This window comes from Bacillus swezeyi, from assembly GCF_030908325.1.
Lineage (GTDB): Bacteria > Bacillota > Bacilli > Bacillales > Bacillaceae > Bacillus > Bacillus swezeyi.
Genome location: NZ_CP133085.1, coordinates 1,968,838 through 1,986,404, shown reverse-complemented (window position 1 = coordinate 1,986,404; position 17,567 = coordinate 1,968,838). Strand labels below are relative to the sequence as shown.

Below are 17,567 nucleotides of genomic sequence, written 5' to 3'. Positions count from 1 at the left end.
ATATGTGCGAAAAGGACAAGATAGAACCGATCCGTTTTTAGGCCTTAAAACAAAGAAGCCAGGTCACCCAGGCTTCTTTGTTGTTTTGATGACTATGACAGAAGAAAGACAGACTACGAATTTTGTTCTTCTTTTTCCTTCTGTTCGCGCAAGACAGCTTTTCTAGATAAGTTGACGCGTCCCTGTTTATCGATTTCCGTTACTTTTACAAGGAGTTCGTCGCCTATCTTGACGACATCTTCAACTTTGCCGACACGTTCAAGCGCAAGCTCTGAAATATGGACTAAACCGTCTTTTCCGCTGAACAGTTCAACGAAAGCGCCGAATTTTTCAATCCGTTTGACTTTACCTAAGTAAAGCTGTCCGACTTCAACTTCTCTGACAAGGTCTTCAATGATTTTCTTCGCTTTTTGGTTCATGCTTTCATCAGTGGAAGAAATAAAGATCGTGCCGTCTTGTTCGATGTCGATTTTAACGCCTGTGTCTTCAATGATCTTATTAATTTGTTTTCCGCTCGGCCCGATGACATCGCGGATTTTATCCGGATTAATCGCCATTGTCAAGATTTTCGGAGCATACGGAGACAGCTCTTTTCTTGATTCAGCCAATGTGCTCATCATGCTGTCAAGGATCTCCATTCTGCCTTTTTTCGCCTGCTGAAGGGCTTCTTCCAAAATTTCTCTTGACAAGCCGGCAATTTTAATATCCATTTGCAGGGCGGTTACGCCTTTTGCAGTTCCCGCTACTTTAAAGTCCATGTCTCCAAGGGCATCTTCCATTCCCTGAATATCCGTCAGGACCGTATAGTTTTTGCCTGATTTGACAAGGCCCATTGCAATTCCGGCAACCGGCGCTTTAATCGGCACCCCGGCATCCATCATGGCAAGCGTGCTTGCACAAATGCTCGCTTGGGAAGTCGAACCGTTTGACTCAAGTACTTCAGAGACAAGCCGAACTGTGTACGGGAAGTCTTTTTCAGACGGGATAATCGGTTCAAGCGCACGTTCTCCCAGTGCACCGTGCCCGATTTCGCGGCGTCCCGGTCCGCGCATCGGTCCTGTTTCCCCGACGCTGAACTGCGGAAAGTTGTAGTGGTGCATAAAGCGTTTTGATTCTTCAACGCCGAGACCGTCCAGAATCTGAACATCACCGAGCGCACCGAGCGTACAGATGCTGAGCGCCTGAGTCTGTCCCCTTGTAAAGAGTCCTGATCCGTGCGTTCTCGGAAGCAGTCCGACTTCTGAAGAAAGCGGTCTGATCACATCGACACCACGGCCGTCAGGGCGTACCTTGTCTTCGGTGATCAGGCGGCGCACTTCGTTTTTAACAAGCTGTGACAAAATGTCCTTTACTTGTTTCAGTGTGTCTTCATCATGCTCTTCTTCCTCAAATTTGGCCAAGACTGCTTTTTTCACTTCGCTGATCGCGTCTTCGCGCGCATGCTTTTCGTGAACCTGAATGGCTTTTAAAAGATCGCTTTCAGCCATTGCCTTCACTTTGTCTTTCAGCTCGGAATCGATCTCATACAAGGTGATTTCTGATTTTTCTTTTCCGACAGCCGCGACGATTTCTTCCTGGAAGGCGATTAAACGCTTAATTTCTTCATGTCCGAACATGATGGCTTCAAGCATGATCTGTTCGGGAACTTCCTCTGCGCCCGCTTCCACCATGTTGATGGCGTCCTTCGTTCCGGCTACGACTAAATGGATATCGCTTTTTTCGAGCTGCTCAAGCGTCGGATTGATGATAAATTCGTTGTCAACCCGGCCGACTGTCACACCGGCAATCGGTCCTTCAAACGGAATGTCTGACACGCAAAGTGCAAGGGATGAACCGAACATCGCCGCCATTTCTGACGAACAATCCTGATCAACACTCATGACAATGCTGACAACTTGAACTTCATTTCGGAAACCGTCTGCGAACAGCGGGCGAATCGGCCGATCGATTAAACGGCTGGCGAGAATCGCTTTTTCGCTTGGTCTCCCCTCTCTTTTAATAAATCCGCCCGGAATTTTGCCGACGGCGTAAAGCCTTTCTTCATAGTTCACGGTTAAAGGGAAGAAATCAACGGTTTTAGGTTCTTTTGAAGCCGTGGCTGTGCTGAGTACCGCAGTATCTCCATAACGCACCATAACGGCTCCGTTTGCTTGTTTGGCAAGCTGGCCGGTTTCAACAGTCAGCTTTCGTCCGGCCCAATCTATGGAAAAGACGTGTTTCTCTTGTCCCATTCTTATATGAACTCCTCTCTTCGGATAGTTTTTAGGTTACTCCTATTATGAACGAAATGAATTGAACATATCAATGGCAAAGTGCTATGTAAAGATTGAATCATGTCATTTATGATCATTTATATGAACAACGTATTTTGGAATTGCCGGATATTCGTTCTTATACGATAAAAAAGCGGGAATCCTCCCGCTTTTTACGATTATCGACGTAATCCAAGTTTGTTGATCAACTCACGGTAACGAGTTACGTCTTTGTTACGAAGATACGTAAGAAGATTACGACGTTTACCTACCATTTTAAGAAGACCGCGACGTGAGTGATGGTCTTTCTTGTGAGTGCGTAAATGCTCGTTCAGATTGTTGATTGAATCTGTTAGGATAGCGATCTGAACTTCCGGTGATCCCGTGTCAGATTCGTGTGTTTTGAACTCATTGATGAGTTGGTTTTTACGCTCTTGAGTAATTGCCATCCTGTTTCACCTCCATATAATATTAGCCCCGGTTACCTAGCAAACGCCGGTGATTCGATTTGCCAAGTGAGCGGTTTTAAAGCTACAGACAATATGATACTAGAAAGACAGCCTTTATGCAACTATTTATTATTCACTCTTCATTGTTGACGAGTATTTGCTTTTCAATACATATTTTTGAAATATTCAGCAGCCTTCCGCTCTTTAAAAAAGCGGATCGCTTCTGCTTTGTCTTTTGAGATCTGTTCAACCAGCTCATCGACACTCCCGAATTTTTTCTCGCTTCGCAGCCGTTTATACCATTCGATCTTCATTTCGCTTCCGTATATTTCTCGATTAAAATCAAATAAGTTCACTTCAATTGAAGGCTGGCCGGGGCGTTTTTCGTAAAAAGTCGGCTTGTATCCGACATTGCAGACGCCATTGAATGATGATCCGGCTATTTCCGCTTTGACGGCGTACACGCCTGTAGGCGGCACAATGTATGTACCTGAAAGGCCGATGTTGGCCGTCGGGAATCCGATCGTACGCCCTCTTTTATCACCGTGGATGACAACGCCTTTCACATAGTACGGTCTGCCGAGCAATTCAGCAGCATATTCGACATCGCCGGCTCCGAGAACGGAGCGGATCCTTGTGGAGCTGACCTTTTGATCCTGATCTGAATATTTTTCGACAGCCGTGCTTTTGACACGGCCTTTTGCATACTCCTGGAAGTTTCCCATTGTGCCTTTTCCAAATTTCCCGAAGGTAAAATCAAAGCCTGCGACGACATGGGATACATTGAACCCGAGTATATACTGATCGATAAAGTCCTCCGGTGCGAGGGAAGCAAATTCAGGGCTGAATTCCACGATGTATAAAAAATCGGCTCCTAACTCTTCGATGATATTTACTTTTTCGCTCAAAGGCGTAATTAAGTCTTTCGGCTCCCGGCCTTTTTTCAGAACGGCTGAGGGATGAGGATGAAAGGTCATCACAGACGTTTTGACGCCTTCTCTGCCCGCCGTGTTTTTGGCCGTAAGAATCACTTGCTGATGTCCCAGGTGAACACCGTCAAAATAGCCTAATGCCATAACTGATTTTGGAAAATCCTCACGCTTCAGATCGTGGGGGTGGGAAATATGTATCGTCTTCAAGAACGGTCACCTTTTCTTATTGTTCGCTTTTTTGCACAAGTACTTTTGCCGGCTTCAACAGGCCGGGTTTTGTCGGATGCGGATAATAGATGGCTGTACACCGGCCCGCTTCTGTCAAGACTGCAAGACGGTCATCGCTTGTCAAGTCAGAAAAGCTCTCAGGTGTTTCCAGCACAGCTCCATTTTCCACTTTCTTAGCTAATGTATCACTAATTATCCATTTCGGCAAATGATCAAGCGCACGCTCTACTGCAACGAGCTGTTCAGACAATGTGCCGTTTTCAATACATTCTTTAATCTGTTCAAAGGTCAGACATTCATCAAGCGAGAATGGGCCTGATGCCGTTCTGATCAAGTGGGACATATGGGCGGGAAGCCCGAGCTTTTGCCCTATCGTGACCGCCAATGTCCTGACATAGGTTCCTTTTGAACACGTCACGCGAAACCGGAAGCGGGCTGTATCATGTTCGCGGCTGATCGCTGAGGCCAGTTCAATATGATGGATGGTGATGATCCGCTTAGGTCTTTCAACCTCGATTCCCGCTCTTGCGTACTCATACAGTTTTTTTCCGTTGACCTTAACTGCAGAATACATCGGCGGGACTTGTTCGATCGTTCCTTCAAGACTTTTGAGGACGCTCTCAACGGTCTTTTCATCAGGCGGTGTGCCGACAGGTGTCTTTTCCGTGATCTCTCCCGTCTGATCCTCTGTCGTCGTTGAAAAGCCGAGGGTAATCTCGGCATCATATGTTTTTGATTTTTCAGTCAGGTACTCGACAATTTTGGTTGCCCTCCCGATACAGATGGGAAGAACACCTGACACTTCAGGGTCCAGTGTCCCTGTATGACCGACTTTTTTTGTTTTTAACAGTTTGCGGATCTTCATGACACAGTCATGGGATGTCATGCCGACCGGTTTATGTAAAAGCAGGACTCCGTTGTACATGCCGTTTTTCGCCCCTTTCTGATGTCAGCTAAAAAGGACAGGCAGTCGACCGCCTATCCTAGATTAGCTTCTTATTCTTCTTTGTTTGAATTCAGCTCGTGAATCAATGTTTCGATACGGTTTCCGTAATCGATGGATTCATCGAATTCAAACTGGATTTCAGGTGTTTTGCGAAGCCTGATTCTATTCCCCAATTCAGAACGAATGAAGCCCTTCGCTTTTGCCAAGCCATGCAGTGTCTCTTCCCTTTTCTTTTCATCGCCAAGAACGGAAATATACACTTTGGCAATTTGCAGGTCACCTGAGACTCTGACATCTGTTACTGTTAAAAATCCGATTCTCGGATCTTTCAGCTTTCTTCCGATAATGTCGCCAAGTTCTTTTTTCATCTGCTCCCCCACACGGGTAGCTCTCATCGTCATGATCATACCACCTCTACGTTAAAACCACTCTGTTCTCGTGATCGTCCGTTCAATTTCCGGAAAAGAGTCGATAAAGGCTAGAACCCGCTGCAGCTCTTTTTCCGTTTGAACGCGAGAGGAAGAAACGGCGGCGATTCCGAAGCTTGTGTGCTGCCAAGTATCCTGGTAGTCAATTTCTGAAACAGAAACGTTAAACTTCGCGCGGACTCTTGTGATGATCCGCTTCAGCACCGCCCGTTTTTCCTTGAGTGATGATGCATCATATATGATGCACTCGCATTCAACGAAACCGATCACTTTCTTTCAATTTCTTGCATAACATACGCTTCAATCATGTCGCCTTCACGTATATCATTGTATTTCTTAATGGTGATACCACATTCATACCCTTGTGAAACTTCTTTTACATCGTCTTTAAAGCGTTTGAGAACATCAACTTCTCCTTCAAAGATGACGACGCCGTCGCGAATTAAGCGGATTCCGCTGTCACGCGTGATCGTTCCTTCCGTCACATAGCCTCCGGCAATCGTACCGATTTTGGAGACTTTGAATGTTTGACGGACTTCAACCATCCCGATTACTTTTTCTTCATACTCGGGATCAAGCATGCCTTTCATGGCCGCTTCAATCTCATCGATGACTTTATAAATGATACGGTGAAGGCGGATATCCACATTTTCGGCTTCGGCGGTACTCTTAGCATTTCCGTCAGGTCTGACATTAAACCCGATGACAATTGCATTTGATGCAGAAGCTAAAATAATATCTGATTCGGTAATCGCACCTACGCCTGTATGAATGATTTTTACTCTGACGCCTTCGACTTCGATTTTTTGCAATGCTGCGGCAAGGGCTTCAGCAGAGCCTTGAACATCGGCTTTGACAACGAGATTAATGTCTTTGACATCGCCTTGTTTGATCTGTTCAAATAAATCGTCAAGGCTGAGCTTCGCTTTATCGCTGCGCTGTTCTTCGAGCTGTTTCGAAGCGCGCGCTTCTCCGACTGAACGGGCTGTTTTTTCATCTTTGAACACAAGGAACTGGTCCCCTGCATTCGGAACTTCGTTTAGCCCTGTAATTTCTACAGGAGTTGACGGGCCAGCTGATTTCACGCGTCTGCCGAGATCGTTGACCATCGCGCGCACGCGGCCGAATGTATTTCCAACAACGATCGGATCACCGACCTGCAGCGTTCCGTTTTGAACGAGCAATGTCGCCACAGAACCTTTTCCTTTATCAAGCTCGGCTTCGATGACCGTTCCTTTCGCTCTGCGGTTTGAATTCGCTTTGAGCTCCTCGACTTCACTGACAAGCAGGATCATTTCAATGAGTCCGTCGATTCCTTCTCCTGAAAGTGCTGAAAGCGGAACGAAAATCGTCTCGCCCCCCCATGCTTCAGGAACAAGGCCGTGCTCTGTCAGTTCTTGCATGACGCGGTCCGGATTGGCCGCCGGTTTGTCGATTTTGTTGACGGCGACGATAATCGGCACCTCAGCCGCTTTAGCATGGTTAATCGCTTCAACAGTTTGAGGCATAACTCCGTCATCTGCCGCTACAACGAGAATCGTAATATCGGTAACTTCCGCTCCGCGGGCGCGCATTGTTGTAAATGCAGCGTGCCCCGGTGTATCGAGGAATGTAATTTTCTTCCCGTTTTCTTCAATTTGATAAGCGCCGATGTGCTGTGTGATGCCTCCCGCTTCACCTTCAACAACTTTCGTTTTTCTGATGCTGTCGAGAAGCGTTGTTTTCCCATGGTCTACGTGGCCCATGATCGTAACGACAGGAGGGCGGATTTCAAGATTTTCCTCTTGATCCGGCTCTTCGTATTTTTCAAATTCGGTCTCTTCATGGACGATCACTTCTTCCACTTCAACACCGTATTCTGAAGCGATCAGTTCTACCGTATCTTTGTCAAGATCCTGGTTGATCGTCGCCATGACGCCGAGCAGCATCAGTTTTTTAATGATTTCTGACGGCTCTTTTCCGAGCTCTTCAGCAAGAGCGCCGACCGACATCGAATTCGTAAATTCAATTTTTTCAGGCAGCTCTTTTTTCGGCTTGAACTGTTTCTCCTGCGGAGACTGATGGTTTTTATTGCGCTTGTTCTTTTTGTTGTTGTTTTTGTTGTTGTTGTTTTTCTTTTTGTTTTTATTGTTAAATTGAGTATTCTGCACGTTATTCTTCTTTCCATCTCGATTTTTGTTTGGTTTAGTTCCGGCATTCTGTTTTGCGGCTTCTTGCTGCGGCTGTTTTTGGCCGCTTTGATCGGCGTTCCTTTTGTTTCCGGCCTGCTTATTTGCTGCAGGCTGGCCGCCTTTTTTGAATTTTTGGTCAAGCTGTCTGATTGCATTTTCTTCAATCATCGCCATATGGTTATTGACTTCAATATTCATACCTTTTAGTGCCGCTATAATATCCTTACTTGAAACATTTATGGCTTTTGCATATTCATAAACTCTCATTTTAGCCATTCGTTCACCCCCAAAAAAATTAATCGAGCTTTCGGAGCAACGTATTCGCAAAACCTTGATCAGTTACGGCGACAACCACACGGGAGTCTTTGCCGATTGAACGGCCCAGCAGCGTACGATCTGCGATTTTTCTGACAGGCACATCGTAGTGTTTGCATTTGTCTGTTACTTTTTTCTCCGTGTTAGCCGAAGCGTCGTCTGCAAGCAAAACAAGCTTTGCGCGTGAATGCCTGATTTCTTTCACAACCAGGTCTTCTCCGGACACGACCTTTCGAGCTCGATTCGCCAGACCCAGCAAGGAAAACCATTCTAACTCCGACATTTATCTGTTCTCCTTTTCCGCCAGTTCCAGCAATTCATCAAAAATCTGATCATCAATTTGTGCTTGAAGCTGATTTGCTAAGCTGTTTTTCTTTTTTGCAGTTAAAATGACGTCTTTCTCAAGCGTAAGGTAAGCTCCCCGGCCGTTCTTTTTGCCAGTCGGGTCTACGGAAACTTCCCCTTCTTTCGAACGGACGACGCGGATAAGCTCCTTTTTAGGCTTCATTTCCCCTGTTACGACGCACTTTCTAAGCGGGATCTTCTTTCGGCTTTTCACCAAAGGTCACCTCTTATTCATCTTCATCCGATTCTGGAGTTTCACTTTCCAGGAAAAGCTCTTCAGGCTCTTCTTCAAGCTCCCTTGGATAAATACCAAGTTCTCTTGCATCTGTTTCGCTTTTAATATCGATTTTCCAGCTTGTCAGCTTTGCCGCTAGGCGGGCATTTTGACCCCTTTTGCCGATCGCCAGTGAAAGCTGGTAATCAGGAACGACGACCGTTGTCGCCTTGTCTTCCTCATTGACGATGACATCAAGCACTTTAGACGGGCTTAACGCATTGGCGACAAATTCCACCGGATCGTTTGACCAATGAACAATGTCGATTTTCTCGCCTTTCAGTTCATTGACGATCGCTTGGACGCGCTGGCCCTTAGGTCCGACACAGGCACCGACCGGATCGATATCTTGATCATCTGTCCGGACGGAAATTTTGGAGCGGTCTCCCGCTTCTCTCGCCACAGATTTAAGCTCGACCGTTCCATCGTAAATTTCAGGGACTTCGATTTCAAAGAGCCGTTTTAATAAGCCTGGATGAGTTCTTGAAACATAAATCTGCGGACCCTTCGTGGTTTTTTCCACTTTTGTGATAAACACTTTGATTCGGTCATGAGGTTTGTAGACTTCATTTGGCATTTGTTCTGAGGCCGGCAGAAGCGCCTCGATTTTGCCCAAAGATACATAGATGAACTTACTGTCGATCCGCTGGACGATACCTGTCATGATATCTTCTTCACGGTCGATAAATTCTGAATAGATGACGCCGCGCTCCGCTTCACGGACGCGCTGAGTGACCACCTGCTTGGCTGTTTGGGCGGCGATGCGTCCGAAGTCCTTCGGTGTCACTTCTATTTCCACGACATCTCCGACAATATAGTTCGGGTTGATGCTTCTCGCGTCTTCAATCGAGATTTCCAGCCGCGGATCATAGACTTCATCCACGACGTCTTTGCGGGCGAAAACGCGGATTGAACCTGTGTCGCGATTCAAGTCTACCCTGACGTTCTGCGCCTGGTTAAAGTTCCGCTTGTAGGCGGAGATGAGCGCAGCTTCAATCGCTTCAATAATAATGTCCTTACTGATTCCCTTTTCTTTTTCAAGAACAGTCAGGGCATCTAACAACTCACTACTCATGTTTATGGTTTCCCCCTTAAACAGTCAAAAATTAATTGAACGTAACAGCCAGCCTTGCTTTGGCTATTTTTTCATATGGAATATTGATTTTTTTCTGCCGTGTTTTGATCGTGACTGTAATCTCCGCGATTTCACCGTCAAATGCAGAAAGCTTACCTTCAAACTCTTTATTGCCTTCAATAGGTTCATACGTTTTAATATATACGTTTTTTCCGAGCGCTTTCATGAAATCGGCTTCTTTCTTTAAAGGCCGTTCAGCTCCGGGAGATGATACTTCAAGAAAGTAATTTTGCTTGATTGGATCAGCCTCGTCAAGCTTTTCACTAAGAGCTTCGCTAACCTTGGCACATTCTTCGATGTCAACGCCGTCTTCAGAATCAATAAACACGCGAAGGAACCAGTTTGGACCTTCCTTGACAAATTCGATGTCAACGAGTTCAAGCTGAAGATTGTCTAGTATAGGCTGGACCATTTCGCTAGCGGTATCGATCACTTTGGTACTCATTCTTTTCCTCCTTGTGCAGGCTCCAATTCATCAGCTCTCTCGTAAAAACCCTGCTTCATAAGCAGGGATTATAGAAAAAACGATGAACATGTCGAGACAAAATTGCCTGTTCAATACAAAAGAGCGGGTTTCCCCACTCTTCGCCTCGGCTATCGTTAGCATTTCCAATAAAACTATACCATAACCATTTTTTTAATGCAAATCATGACAGTGTTCAGTTAGGCTTTTGCCTGCGCACTGCTGATGGGACGTGCCCGTTTTTTCGTTCATCCGTTTGGCGTGTTCGGAAATGACGGAAGCGGCAGAACTTGGATAAACGATTCGAAAGCCGTCATAATCCGGGTAGAGAGTGCCGTCATCCTGAATGCCGGTCAAAATCCAAAATTGGCTTCCCGCCCCGCCTTGCTTTTCAATGAGATCAAGCCATGTTCTGTAGACGTCATTCCGCCTTGTTTGATCCTGGTAGCCGTACTCCTCTAAAACAACGGGTTTGCCGATTTCTTTTCCATCGTTAATATGGTCTTTGATCCACTGATTCCCCCATTCAGCGGTTTTGCCCCAATGGTCTGGATAAAGGTGGTATGTGCCGTAGTCAATGTGGGGAAGCGCGGCAAGCCTTTTCCAATCAACGCCTTCTCCCCCGCCATACTGCCAGTCGGGATGTCCTTCTATATGATAAAACCCTTCATCTCCAACTGCGACAAGATGGTTTTTGTCAATGGATTTGATAAACGCACTCATCTCGTCAGCCCATTGAACGAGCGTATTTCCGCTCCTGTCTGACTGCACCCTCGGCTCGTTGGCGAGCTCCCATGCCATGATCGCAGGATCGTCTTTATACTTGACGCCTGTATAAGTGTTGACCCGATTCAGCATATAGGACACATAGTCTTTATATGCCTGCTTAATGCCCGGATGTGTGTAAAATGTGTCATGTCCATCCGCCTGAAACCATCTGACATACTGATTCATTCCGCCAAAATCATCCCAGTTGTTCACAAAGGGGATGACAAGTTTGATTCCTGTTTGCCCCGCCTTATAAATGGCGTAGTCAAGCTTTGAAAAGCCTGATTCATCATATTCGCCCGGTCTTGGCTGCATCACGGTGTTTTCCTGCGGCTGGCCGTCGAGAAATCCCCAGATGCGAATCACTTTCAAATTCATCGCTTTCATATCTGCAAACACATCATCAACCATTTTTTTAGATTTATAATGAAAATAATAGTTATTGGTCCCGGCAAAATAAAAGTCTTTTCCGTTTAAAACGAATCTCGTTCCAGATTTCTCAACAAAAGGAGATGCAGCAAGAATCTGCCGGGAGTATCCGGACTGAATGGCGGAGAGCGCCAGCAAAAACAGCATCAGCCATTTCAAAAAACCTTTTCTCATCGCTTTTCCCCGCTTTCTTCAAGAAAATATTAGAGGACGGCGGCATTCAAAATATGAGCCGCCGTCCTTTGTCCAGGCAAATGTAGAGCCTCAAATTCAAGGCGTTACTTTTACTTTCACGACTGCCTCGACGCCTTTCGGCCACATTTCAAAAGTGAAAGTGGAATCGCTTTTCAAATACTTTAAAACACGCTCTCTCAAATACAGATCTCCGTCTTTTTCGTAAAAATCTTCGTCATAGTTTAAATACGGCGTCCATGACCATACGTCTTCAAGAACCGGCCTTCCCGTAGAGTCGACGACTCCTTTAACCGTAGCCAGCTTCGTTCCGTTTAATGACGCCGGGATTTTGAGATCGCCGTCCACTGCCGATTGACTGATTGTAAATTCGCTTTTTTCAAGCTTTGGCGCATCATAAAGAATGACATCCATGACCTGGTTTGCACCTTTATCAAACGTAAAAGTGAGCTGTGCTTTTGTACCCGGCTGTTCCGACCCGGCAATCAGCTTTTTCAGAAAGGATGCTTTGATCTTGACTGTTTTTCCGTCATCAGTAACCGTATAGTCGCTTCCTTCCTGCAGCTGCTCAGATTGCCGGTAGATGCCGGTCAGCGTATTTCCGTTCTGCTGAATGTCTGTCGTCTGATCGCCAATGCTTTGCCCCTTCTTTATAAAAAGATCCGCCGGTTGGATGATCGCGTTGGGGACGCCGCGCCCTGCCTGAATGACCATGTCTTTTACGACAGGATCGCGCCATTTTCTCGCCATCCGGTCAAACTGGTCATTCCCGTTGTCCCACCACATCGGGATCATTTGATATTTATGGGCGAGACGGACAACCGTATCATGATACAGCCGCTTTGAATGATTTTCATTGGCGCCGAGGGTGCCGTACTCACCGATGATGACCGGGTATCCTTTGTTTACAAAGGTCTCATAGACCGGCCTGATGTCCTGTTCCATCTCTGCGATTTCTTTTGCTGCCCCCCAAGTCGTCCGGCCCCACCAGTTTGACACATAGTCCCACGGCGAATAGTAGTGATAGGTGAGAACGATCCGGTCATCATCAGGCGGCTCAAACGAATTGAGCAATTCATCTTTGTTATCTTCAAGTCCGCCGACAATCACGAGCCGCCGATCATTTTTGCCGCCGGTCGAACGGATGATGTTCAACATCTCCCTGTTAAGCAGGTTCAATTGATAGGCGCTCATTCCAGTCGGTTCATTGACAATTTCAAACAGCAGTCGCTCACTTTTATGTTGAAAACGCTCGGCAATCTGCCCCCAGACTTTCCCCAGTTTATCTAAAGTCTCCTGCTGGCTGTTTCCCATGCGGCTGATCCAAAGCCACGAATCGTGATGAATATTTAATACGACGTAAAAATTTCTTTCTAATGCCCAGTCCGTCACTTCTTCCACCCGGTTCATCCAAGCGGGGTCAATCGTATAATCGGGAGCGCTGCCGATGTGCGAATCCCATGTCACAGGAATGCGGACGCTTCTAAATCCCGCATCTCGAATATCATCAAACGTATGCTCTTTGACCGGCGGATTGTTCCAAGAGCCTTCTGTCGGGACGGCGTCAAGCGTGTTGCCAAGGTTCCATCCCGGACTCATGTTTTCCAAAAGGTCTGCCGGCGAACTGAGGCCCTGCTTGTTTGCCTTCACTTCCCCGCTTGTTCCAAAAGCGTTCGGAACTGCGGCTGAAAAGGCCGTTCCCATGATCAAAAATAATAGAATGATCGATTTTACACATAAGGTTAAGCGCTTTTTTCTCAATCTTTCAATCTCCTTTTTAGAGGATTCACGCACGGAAAACGTTTACATTTTTCTCCGCAGCTGTCTGTTGCTGATTTCATCATAAAGGCGGCTGATTTCAGGCGCCCTGCCTAAAACGCCGCCCTACAAGTTCTATTGACGCTTTCTGAAGCCAAAGACCTGGTTCATTCTCTTATATCTCCAACATTCTTTTATTAAGCATCTCCGATTAAACGGTCATATTCAGCATAAGCTGTCGCCATATCAACCTGAGACCAGAAACGGTGATAAACAAAAGTTGGCAGGCCATTTTCCCATTTGCCCGTATTCGGATTCCATGAGGTTTGGTATTTATTTTCTAAATAAGCCCACATTGGATCGTTTTTTATTTTCGGACGTAGATCCGTATGACTGATATAGACGCCGTTTCCGCCTTTTGCCGGATCAGACGGCACAGTATTCGGCCCCGGAATGGTGTTGCCCTGGCCATTTCTTCCGCTCCAGCCATTCGGAAAGTAGATCTCCTTCGTAAAGTAGCGGATATAATCTTCATGTTCTTCTTCTGCTGCGATTCCGATTCCGTCATTTTTATTCCACGCCGTATCAAGCAGTTCTTTTGCCAGGTCTTTAGCTTGGTTTCCGAGATCAGTAAAGCTTGCGGTTTCAGCTTTTGTTCCGGCTGCAAAGAAGACGAGCGTTTTGATATAGCTGCCGAGAACGCCGACATCCTGAGACGGGTTCTTAGTCGTGACACGCAGATCCGGATTTCCTGTAAATGAATCAAAGCCCTTCCACGGATCAGGCTGGCCGTTCCATTCAAGGTTCGCAGGAACCCAGAATTCGCCCGGGTCAGATTGTGTGGCAATCTGCGGGTTTTTGCCGCCAAGGACGCGTTCTCCTGCTTCGTTTAAATAGTAGCCTTCTTCATCAGACATCGGCCGTTCGTTGACAAATACATAATCCATTGAATATGCGACCCATTTTTCAATTACGTGTTTTGCCATTTTAAAGTTTTCTGACGATTTGTCGCCTTTCTGCGCAAAAATATAATACAGTTCCGCCACCCTTTCTATCTGCCAGACTTGCATTCCGAACCAATTGTTAGAAGGCGGATCATGATATACAGGCGCTTCGGTGTATGCCATGCCGTAAAACGTGCTGATATTCTGCGGGTATGCACTGTAGTTGCCGTTCCAGCTGTTTGTGGCGCCTCCTGCAACCGCCCCTTCTGAAGAAAGCAGCCATGTGTAGAGTTCAAGCTGCCTTTTCAGCGTCGTTTCCCAATCGCTGCGCGCTGAAGGTGAATTTGGAATCAGCCCCCCTTCAGCCGAAGACAGCGCATACGAGGCAACAGGGTTCTGATAGCCTTGATGCACATGGCTCGCGCCGATCCGCCACGCCCAGTTCGCATACTGCCCCAGTCCGCCCCCCCAAGCGGTGTACCAAGCCATTAAATAATGACAGGCATTCTTTCCAGAACCGCGGGAAGGAGAGCCGTCGGCAGCGCTTCCAATTTCTTGAAAGTATTTATCATACATGCCGTAGCGGAGAAAATCCCCCATCTTTTTGGCTTTATCTAAATACTTTGTATTGCTGTAGCCCCATTGTTTGGCCCAGTACATCGCCTGAACGGCGCGGGCATCGGCGTCTGTCGCGTTCGTATAGCGCCATTGCGGTGCAGGGGCCTGATTTTCTTTTGTAAACAGACTCATAAATCCTTCATTCGGTTTTCCGAATGTCTGATTATCCTGAGACGGGTGCGGAACCGTTTCCCAAACCGACTCCTGTTCACCGCGCTGATAAGTGTTGACATAAACGGCTGTATGCGGTGGATTCAGCAGATTTCCGAATTCATACCAGTTGTCAACATCCAGCAGCCAGTGCATTAAATACGTTTCATTGCTTCCGTAAGCGGATCTAAGCTCTCCGTCAAGCGGATCGTTTCCGGCTGGGTATTGTCCGGTCAGCGCTGAAGGATAAAGGTCTGGGTAGGGATGTTCGGCGGCATATGTGGCAGGACTTGAGGGGTTGTAGTAGCTCATCGTCGGCTGTTCTTCTTTTCCATCGCCTTCATTGACCGGGATGATATATTTCTCCATATTGTCCCAAGCGGCTTCAAGCCTTGACCAGTCTTGCGTGTAGCGGCCATACATCGCTTCAAGCCACAGCCAATAGCTGTATGCTTCTGATGTCGTCATATGACCATAGTCAGGCGCTTCACATATAAGCGTTTCAACAGCGTGATAAGGAATACCTTCAGGTGAAAAATAACCGTTTTTCGGACTTTTTATTTGTTCATACAATTGCATAAAGCGTGTTTGATTGTCCACGATATGTCCTCCCTTTTGAAGCTGAGAGCTTCCGTTTCAATGTTTGGAACGCCGGGCATGTAATGACCGGCTTTTATGAGTCGGGTTCTTTTCCGAAAACAAGCCGTCCTTCATCATAAACAGGCATATATCGGGTTTTCGCAAGCGAATGTGAAAGCCCCTGATAAGAGTAGTCATTTTCCGGATTCCAAAAGGTTGTTCCAGTCGGGGCCGACATGCGGAACTGAACTTCTTTTTTATGGGCCGATTGACCGCCGGGATAAATCATTACCCCGCTGAAGCTGATTTCCGTATAATAAACATGTTTGCCGCTATGGTGAGGCTTCAGCTGGGACACTGTAGCCCCTTCGTTGTATCCTCCGATTTCGACCTTTATATGTTCGGGAGAATATCCGGCCTTCGCCGCTTCGGTCAAGTCAACGTAATAACGGAAAGACAGTTTATCGGTTTTCCTTGCCGGCCACCCTGACCGGTTATTGAGCTGCACCCTGATTTCTGAATAGCTGTCTCCCGAACTGTTGATGGATGCCTCTGCAAAAAACTCATCTTCAGGTGTTTCCTTTTCCGGAAAATGAGGAAGAGGCGTTTGTCCAGCGCCATACAGCTGGAACATTTTCGCTATATTACCGGTAAATGCGGCATTGTAATCGATCGCAACTTCGTTTGACACATAATCAGATATTTCATCCCGGTACGAATCATCTCTTCCCGGTCCGCCTACTAATGCGCCGTAAAGGGTATGGCGATGGTGTTCAGGCACATTCATTTGATCTGCCCACGAACCATGTGCTGTACGGTGATGCGGGTGCTTCGGCGGATTGGTTCCGTATCCGACAACAAAGCTGCGGTTATGAGGGTTATCTCCGAGCATATAGTTGATTTGCTGAACCGCAAAATCCCGATACCTGTTTGCTTTATCGGCATCTTTTACCCAATCGGAATAAACAAATGCGAGAAAAGCGGCATTTGAAGCATAGCGCAGCGCTCCCCACTGCTCCAGCCAGGCCAGCCCGCCCGGCGTATAAGTGATTCGCTCTGTGCTTCCATTTTGGCTGTAACCTGTCGACCAATAGTCAAGGTTGCGTTCGACAGATGCGGTAAAACGGGAATCATTCGTCAGACGTGCCAATAACAGCTGTGCCCCGTATGTGACGTCATCCCATGAAAGCGTCCAGCGGTAAGGCCAGCTTGAGGGTGCACCCCAGTCAGAGACCGAGACCAGCGCTTTATCCAAATATTTTTGTTCATCAGTTGCCAAATACAGCCAGACGGCTCCCCATGTCAGTTCATCTTGATATCCGCTCCACGAATTATAGTATTGCTGTGCGTCGGTAATGCAGTCTGAATATTTGCCGCGGTAGCGGTCGGCAAAATCGTACAGCTCTTTGGCATGTGATAATAGTTTAGTTGAATAAGAGGAATCTGTCGGCTTGAAGATGATCGATGCTGAAGCAAGCGCTGCAGCTGTACTGCCGGCCAGGTCTGAACCCGGGCAGCTTGCATCAATCTTATAGGCCGGCCGCTTCATCGGCATCACTTCAGCCGGTCCCCACCAGGCATGATCTTGTGCTCCATTGCCGACCTGGCCCCATAATTCGTTAGGGGCTGTATGCGCCTTCATAAAATAGTCTGTTGCCCATTTTATATTGTTTAATATCGCATCAAGCTGTCCTGCCTCTTCATATGCATCACGGTATTCATAGACAGACCAGGATAGGACAGCCGCAGAATAAGCCATTGGCAGGCCAAACTTCACATGGTCTCCGGCATCATACCATCCTCCTGTCAAATCATGACCGACATCTTTTCCATCCTCAAGAGCCGAGTCTCCTCTCCAATTCAGCCGACTATTTTCCGAAAGCTTTCCAGAGCGCTGTGCCTCATAGAATAAAATCGATTTTTGCAGCAGTTCGGCATAATTTTGCGGGTTCCCTTCCGCATATACCGCACCGGATCTGTCAGCAGCCGGCATCATCATGCCAAACACAAGCAGTAATCCGAAGAAAAACGTTTTCATTTTTAAATAAGCGTTCTGTTTCAACTGACTCCTTCCTCCTCACCGATGTTTTCCTCATGAAACAGCCAACTGTTTACATCACACTCACCCCCTTTTAGTGAAAAACGCATGGTGTCTGCCGTTAAATGGAGATATGGCCTGAATGTAACTTTA

At 46.8% G+C, this 17,567-nt stretch carries 15 protein-coding genes; all 15 read right to left on the bottom strand.

Annotated elements, in window-relative coordinates:
* Window positions 1–113 precede the first annotated feature (113 nt).
* The 15 genes from pnp to RBH91_RS09805 all read right to left on the bottom strand — a co-directional run bounded on the left by pnp (window position 114) and on the right by RBH91_RS09805 (window position 17,372).
* The gene (pnp, locus tag RBH91_RS09875; protein WP_307894413.1) at window positions 114–2,231 is read right to left on the bottom strand and encodes a polyribonucleotide nucleotidyltransferase; all 2,118 of its coding nucleotides are present in this window, start codon (window positions 2,229–2,231) and stop codon (window positions 114–116) included.
* Between the two features lie 200 nt (window positions 2,232–2,431).
* Window positions 2,432–2,701 (bottom strand): 30S ribosomal protein S15, encoded by a 270-nt coding sequence (rpsO, locus tag RBH91_RS09870; RefSeq protein ID WP_003220957.1) that lies wholly within the window; start codon window positions 2,699–2,701, stop codon window positions 2,432–2,434.
* 164 nt (window positions 2,702–2,865) lie between these two features.
* Window positions 2,866–3,840, bottom strand: coding sequence for a bifunctional riboflavin kinase/FAD synthetase (gene ribF / locus RBH91_RS09865; RefSeq protein ID WP_307894412.1), 975 nt, complete (start codon window positions 3,838–3,840; stop codon window positions 2,866–2,868).
* 16 nt (window positions 3,841–3,856) lie between these two features.
* Entirely contained in the window at window positions 3,857–4,786 is a 930-nt protein-coding gene (truB, locus tag RBH91_RS09860) for a tRNA pseudouridine(55) synthase TruB (RefSeq protein ID WP_307894411.1), read from the bottom strand.
* A 71-nt stretch (window positions 4,787–4,857) separates the two neighbouring features.
* Window positions 4,858–5,208: a 30S ribosome-binding factor RbfA gene (gene rbfA, locus RBH91_RS09855; protein WP_076760561.1), complete on the bottom strand. Its 351-nt coding sequence runs from the start codon at window positions 5,206–5,208 to the stop codon at window positions 4,858–4,860.
* An 18-nt stretch (window positions 5,209–5,226) separates the two neighbouring features.
* Window positions 5,227–5,505, bottom strand: a complete 279-nt coding sequence (locus tag RBH91_RS09850; protein WP_076760560.1) for a DUF503 domain-containing protein — start codon at window positions 5,503–5,505, stop codon at window positions 5,227–5,229.
* Window positions 5,502–7,682 (bottom strand): translation initiation factor IF-2, encoded by a 2,181-nt coding sequence (infB, locus tag RBH91_RS09845; RefSeq protein WP_076760559.1) that lies wholly within the window; start codon window positions 7,680–7,682, stop codon window positions 5,502–5,504. The genes RBH91_RS09850 and infB overlap by 4 nt, the downstream gene beginning before the upstream one ends.
* Window positions 7,683–7,701: 19 nt before the next feature.
* Complete coding sequence (locus RBH91_RS09840) at window positions 7,702–8,004, bottom strand: YlxQ family RNA-binding protein (RefSeq protein ID WP_307894409.1); 303 nt, start codon at window positions 8,002–8,004, stop codon at window positions 7,702–7,704.
* Window positions 8,005–8,280, bottom strand: a complete 276-nt coding sequence (rnpM, locus tag RBH91_RS09835) for an RNase P modulator RnpM (protein WP_076760557.1) — start codon at window positions 8,278–8,280, stop codon at window positions 8,005–8,007. It lies immediately after the preceding gene.
* 13 nt (window positions 8,281–8,293) lie between these two features.
* Window positions 8,294–9,415: a transcription termination factor NusA gene (gene nusA, locus RBH91_RS09830; protein ID WP_076760556.1), complete on the bottom strand. Its 1,122-nt coding sequence runs from the start codon at window positions 9,413–9,415 to the stop codon at window positions 8,294–8,296.
* A 31-nt stretch (window positions 9,416–9,446) separates the two neighbouring features.
* Window positions 9,447–9,920, bottom strand: coding sequence for a ribosome maturation factor RimP (rimP, locus tag RBH91_RS09825; protein WP_307894407.1), 474 nt, complete (start codon window positions 9,918–9,920; stop codon window positions 9,447–9,449).
* A 192-nt stretch (window positions 9,921–10,112) separates the two neighbouring features.
* A complete protein-coding gene (locus RBH91_RS09820; RefSeq protein ID WP_404802506.1) occupies window positions 10,113–11,282 on the bottom strand; it encodes a glycoside hydrolase 5 family protein in 1,170 nt (389 codons plus the stop codon).
* Between the two features lie 123 nt (window positions 11,283–11,405).
* Complete coding sequence (locus RBH91_RS09815; RefSeq protein ID WP_307894405.1) at window positions 11,406–13,088, bottom strand: cellulase family glycosylhydrolase; 1,683 nt, start codon at window positions 13,086–13,088, stop codon at window positions 11,406–11,408.
* Between the two features lie 194 nt (window positions 13,089–13,282).
* Window positions 13,283–15,397, bottom strand: coding sequence for a glycoside hydrolase family 48 protein (locus RBH91_RS09810; protein WP_307894404.1), 2,115 nt, complete (start codon window positions 15,395–15,397; stop codon window positions 13,283–13,285).
* Window positions 15,398–15,470: 73 nt separating this feature from the next.
* The gene (locus RBH91_RS09805; protein ID WP_404802505.1) at window positions 15,471–17,372 is read right to left on the bottom strand and encodes a glycoside hydrolase family 9 protein; all 1,902 of its coding nucleotides are present in this window, start codon (window positions 17,370–17,372) and stop codon (window positions 15,471–15,473) included.
* Window positions 17,373–17,567 lie beyond the last annotated feature (195 nt).

Coding starts and splice junctions, on each gene's coding strand:
- pnp (WP_307894413.1), bottom strand. CDS start 2,231: ATGGGACAAGAGAAACACGTCTTTTCCATAGATTGGGCCGGACGAAAG.
- rpsO (WP_003220957.1), bottom strand. CDS start 2,701: ATGGCAATTACTCAAGAGCGTAAAAACCAACTCATCAATGAGTTCAAA.
- truB (WP_307894411.1), bottom strand. CDS start 4,786: ATGTACAACGGAGTCCTGCTTTTACATAAACCGGTCGGCATGACATCC.
- rbfA (WP_076760561.1), bottom strand. CDS start 5,208: ATGACGATGAGAGCTACCCGTGTGGGGGAGCAGATGAAAAAAGAACTT.
- infB (WP_076760559.1), bottom strand. CDS start 7,682: ATGGCTAAAATGAGAGTTTATGAATATGCAAAAGCCATAAATGTTTCA.
- RBH91_RS09840 (WP_307894409.1), bottom strand. CDS start 8,004: ATGTCGGAGTTAGAATGGTTTTCCTTGCTGGGTCTGGCGAATCGAGCT.
- nusA (WP_076760556.1), bottom strand. CDS start 9,415: ATGAGTAGTGAGTTGTTAGATGCCCTGACTGTTCTTGAAAAAGAAAAG.
- rimP (WP_307894407.1), bottom strand. CDS start 9,920: ATGAGTACCAAAGTGATCGATACCGCTAGCGAAATGGTCCAGCCTATA.
- RBH91_RS09820 (WP_404802506.1), bottom strand. CDS start 11,282: ATGCTGTTTTTGCTGGCGCTCTCCGCCATTCAGTCCGGATACTCCCGG.
- RBH91_RS09805 (WP_404802505.1), bottom strand. CDS start 17,372: ATGATGCCGGCTGCTGACAGATCCGGTGCGGTATATGCGGAAGGGAAC.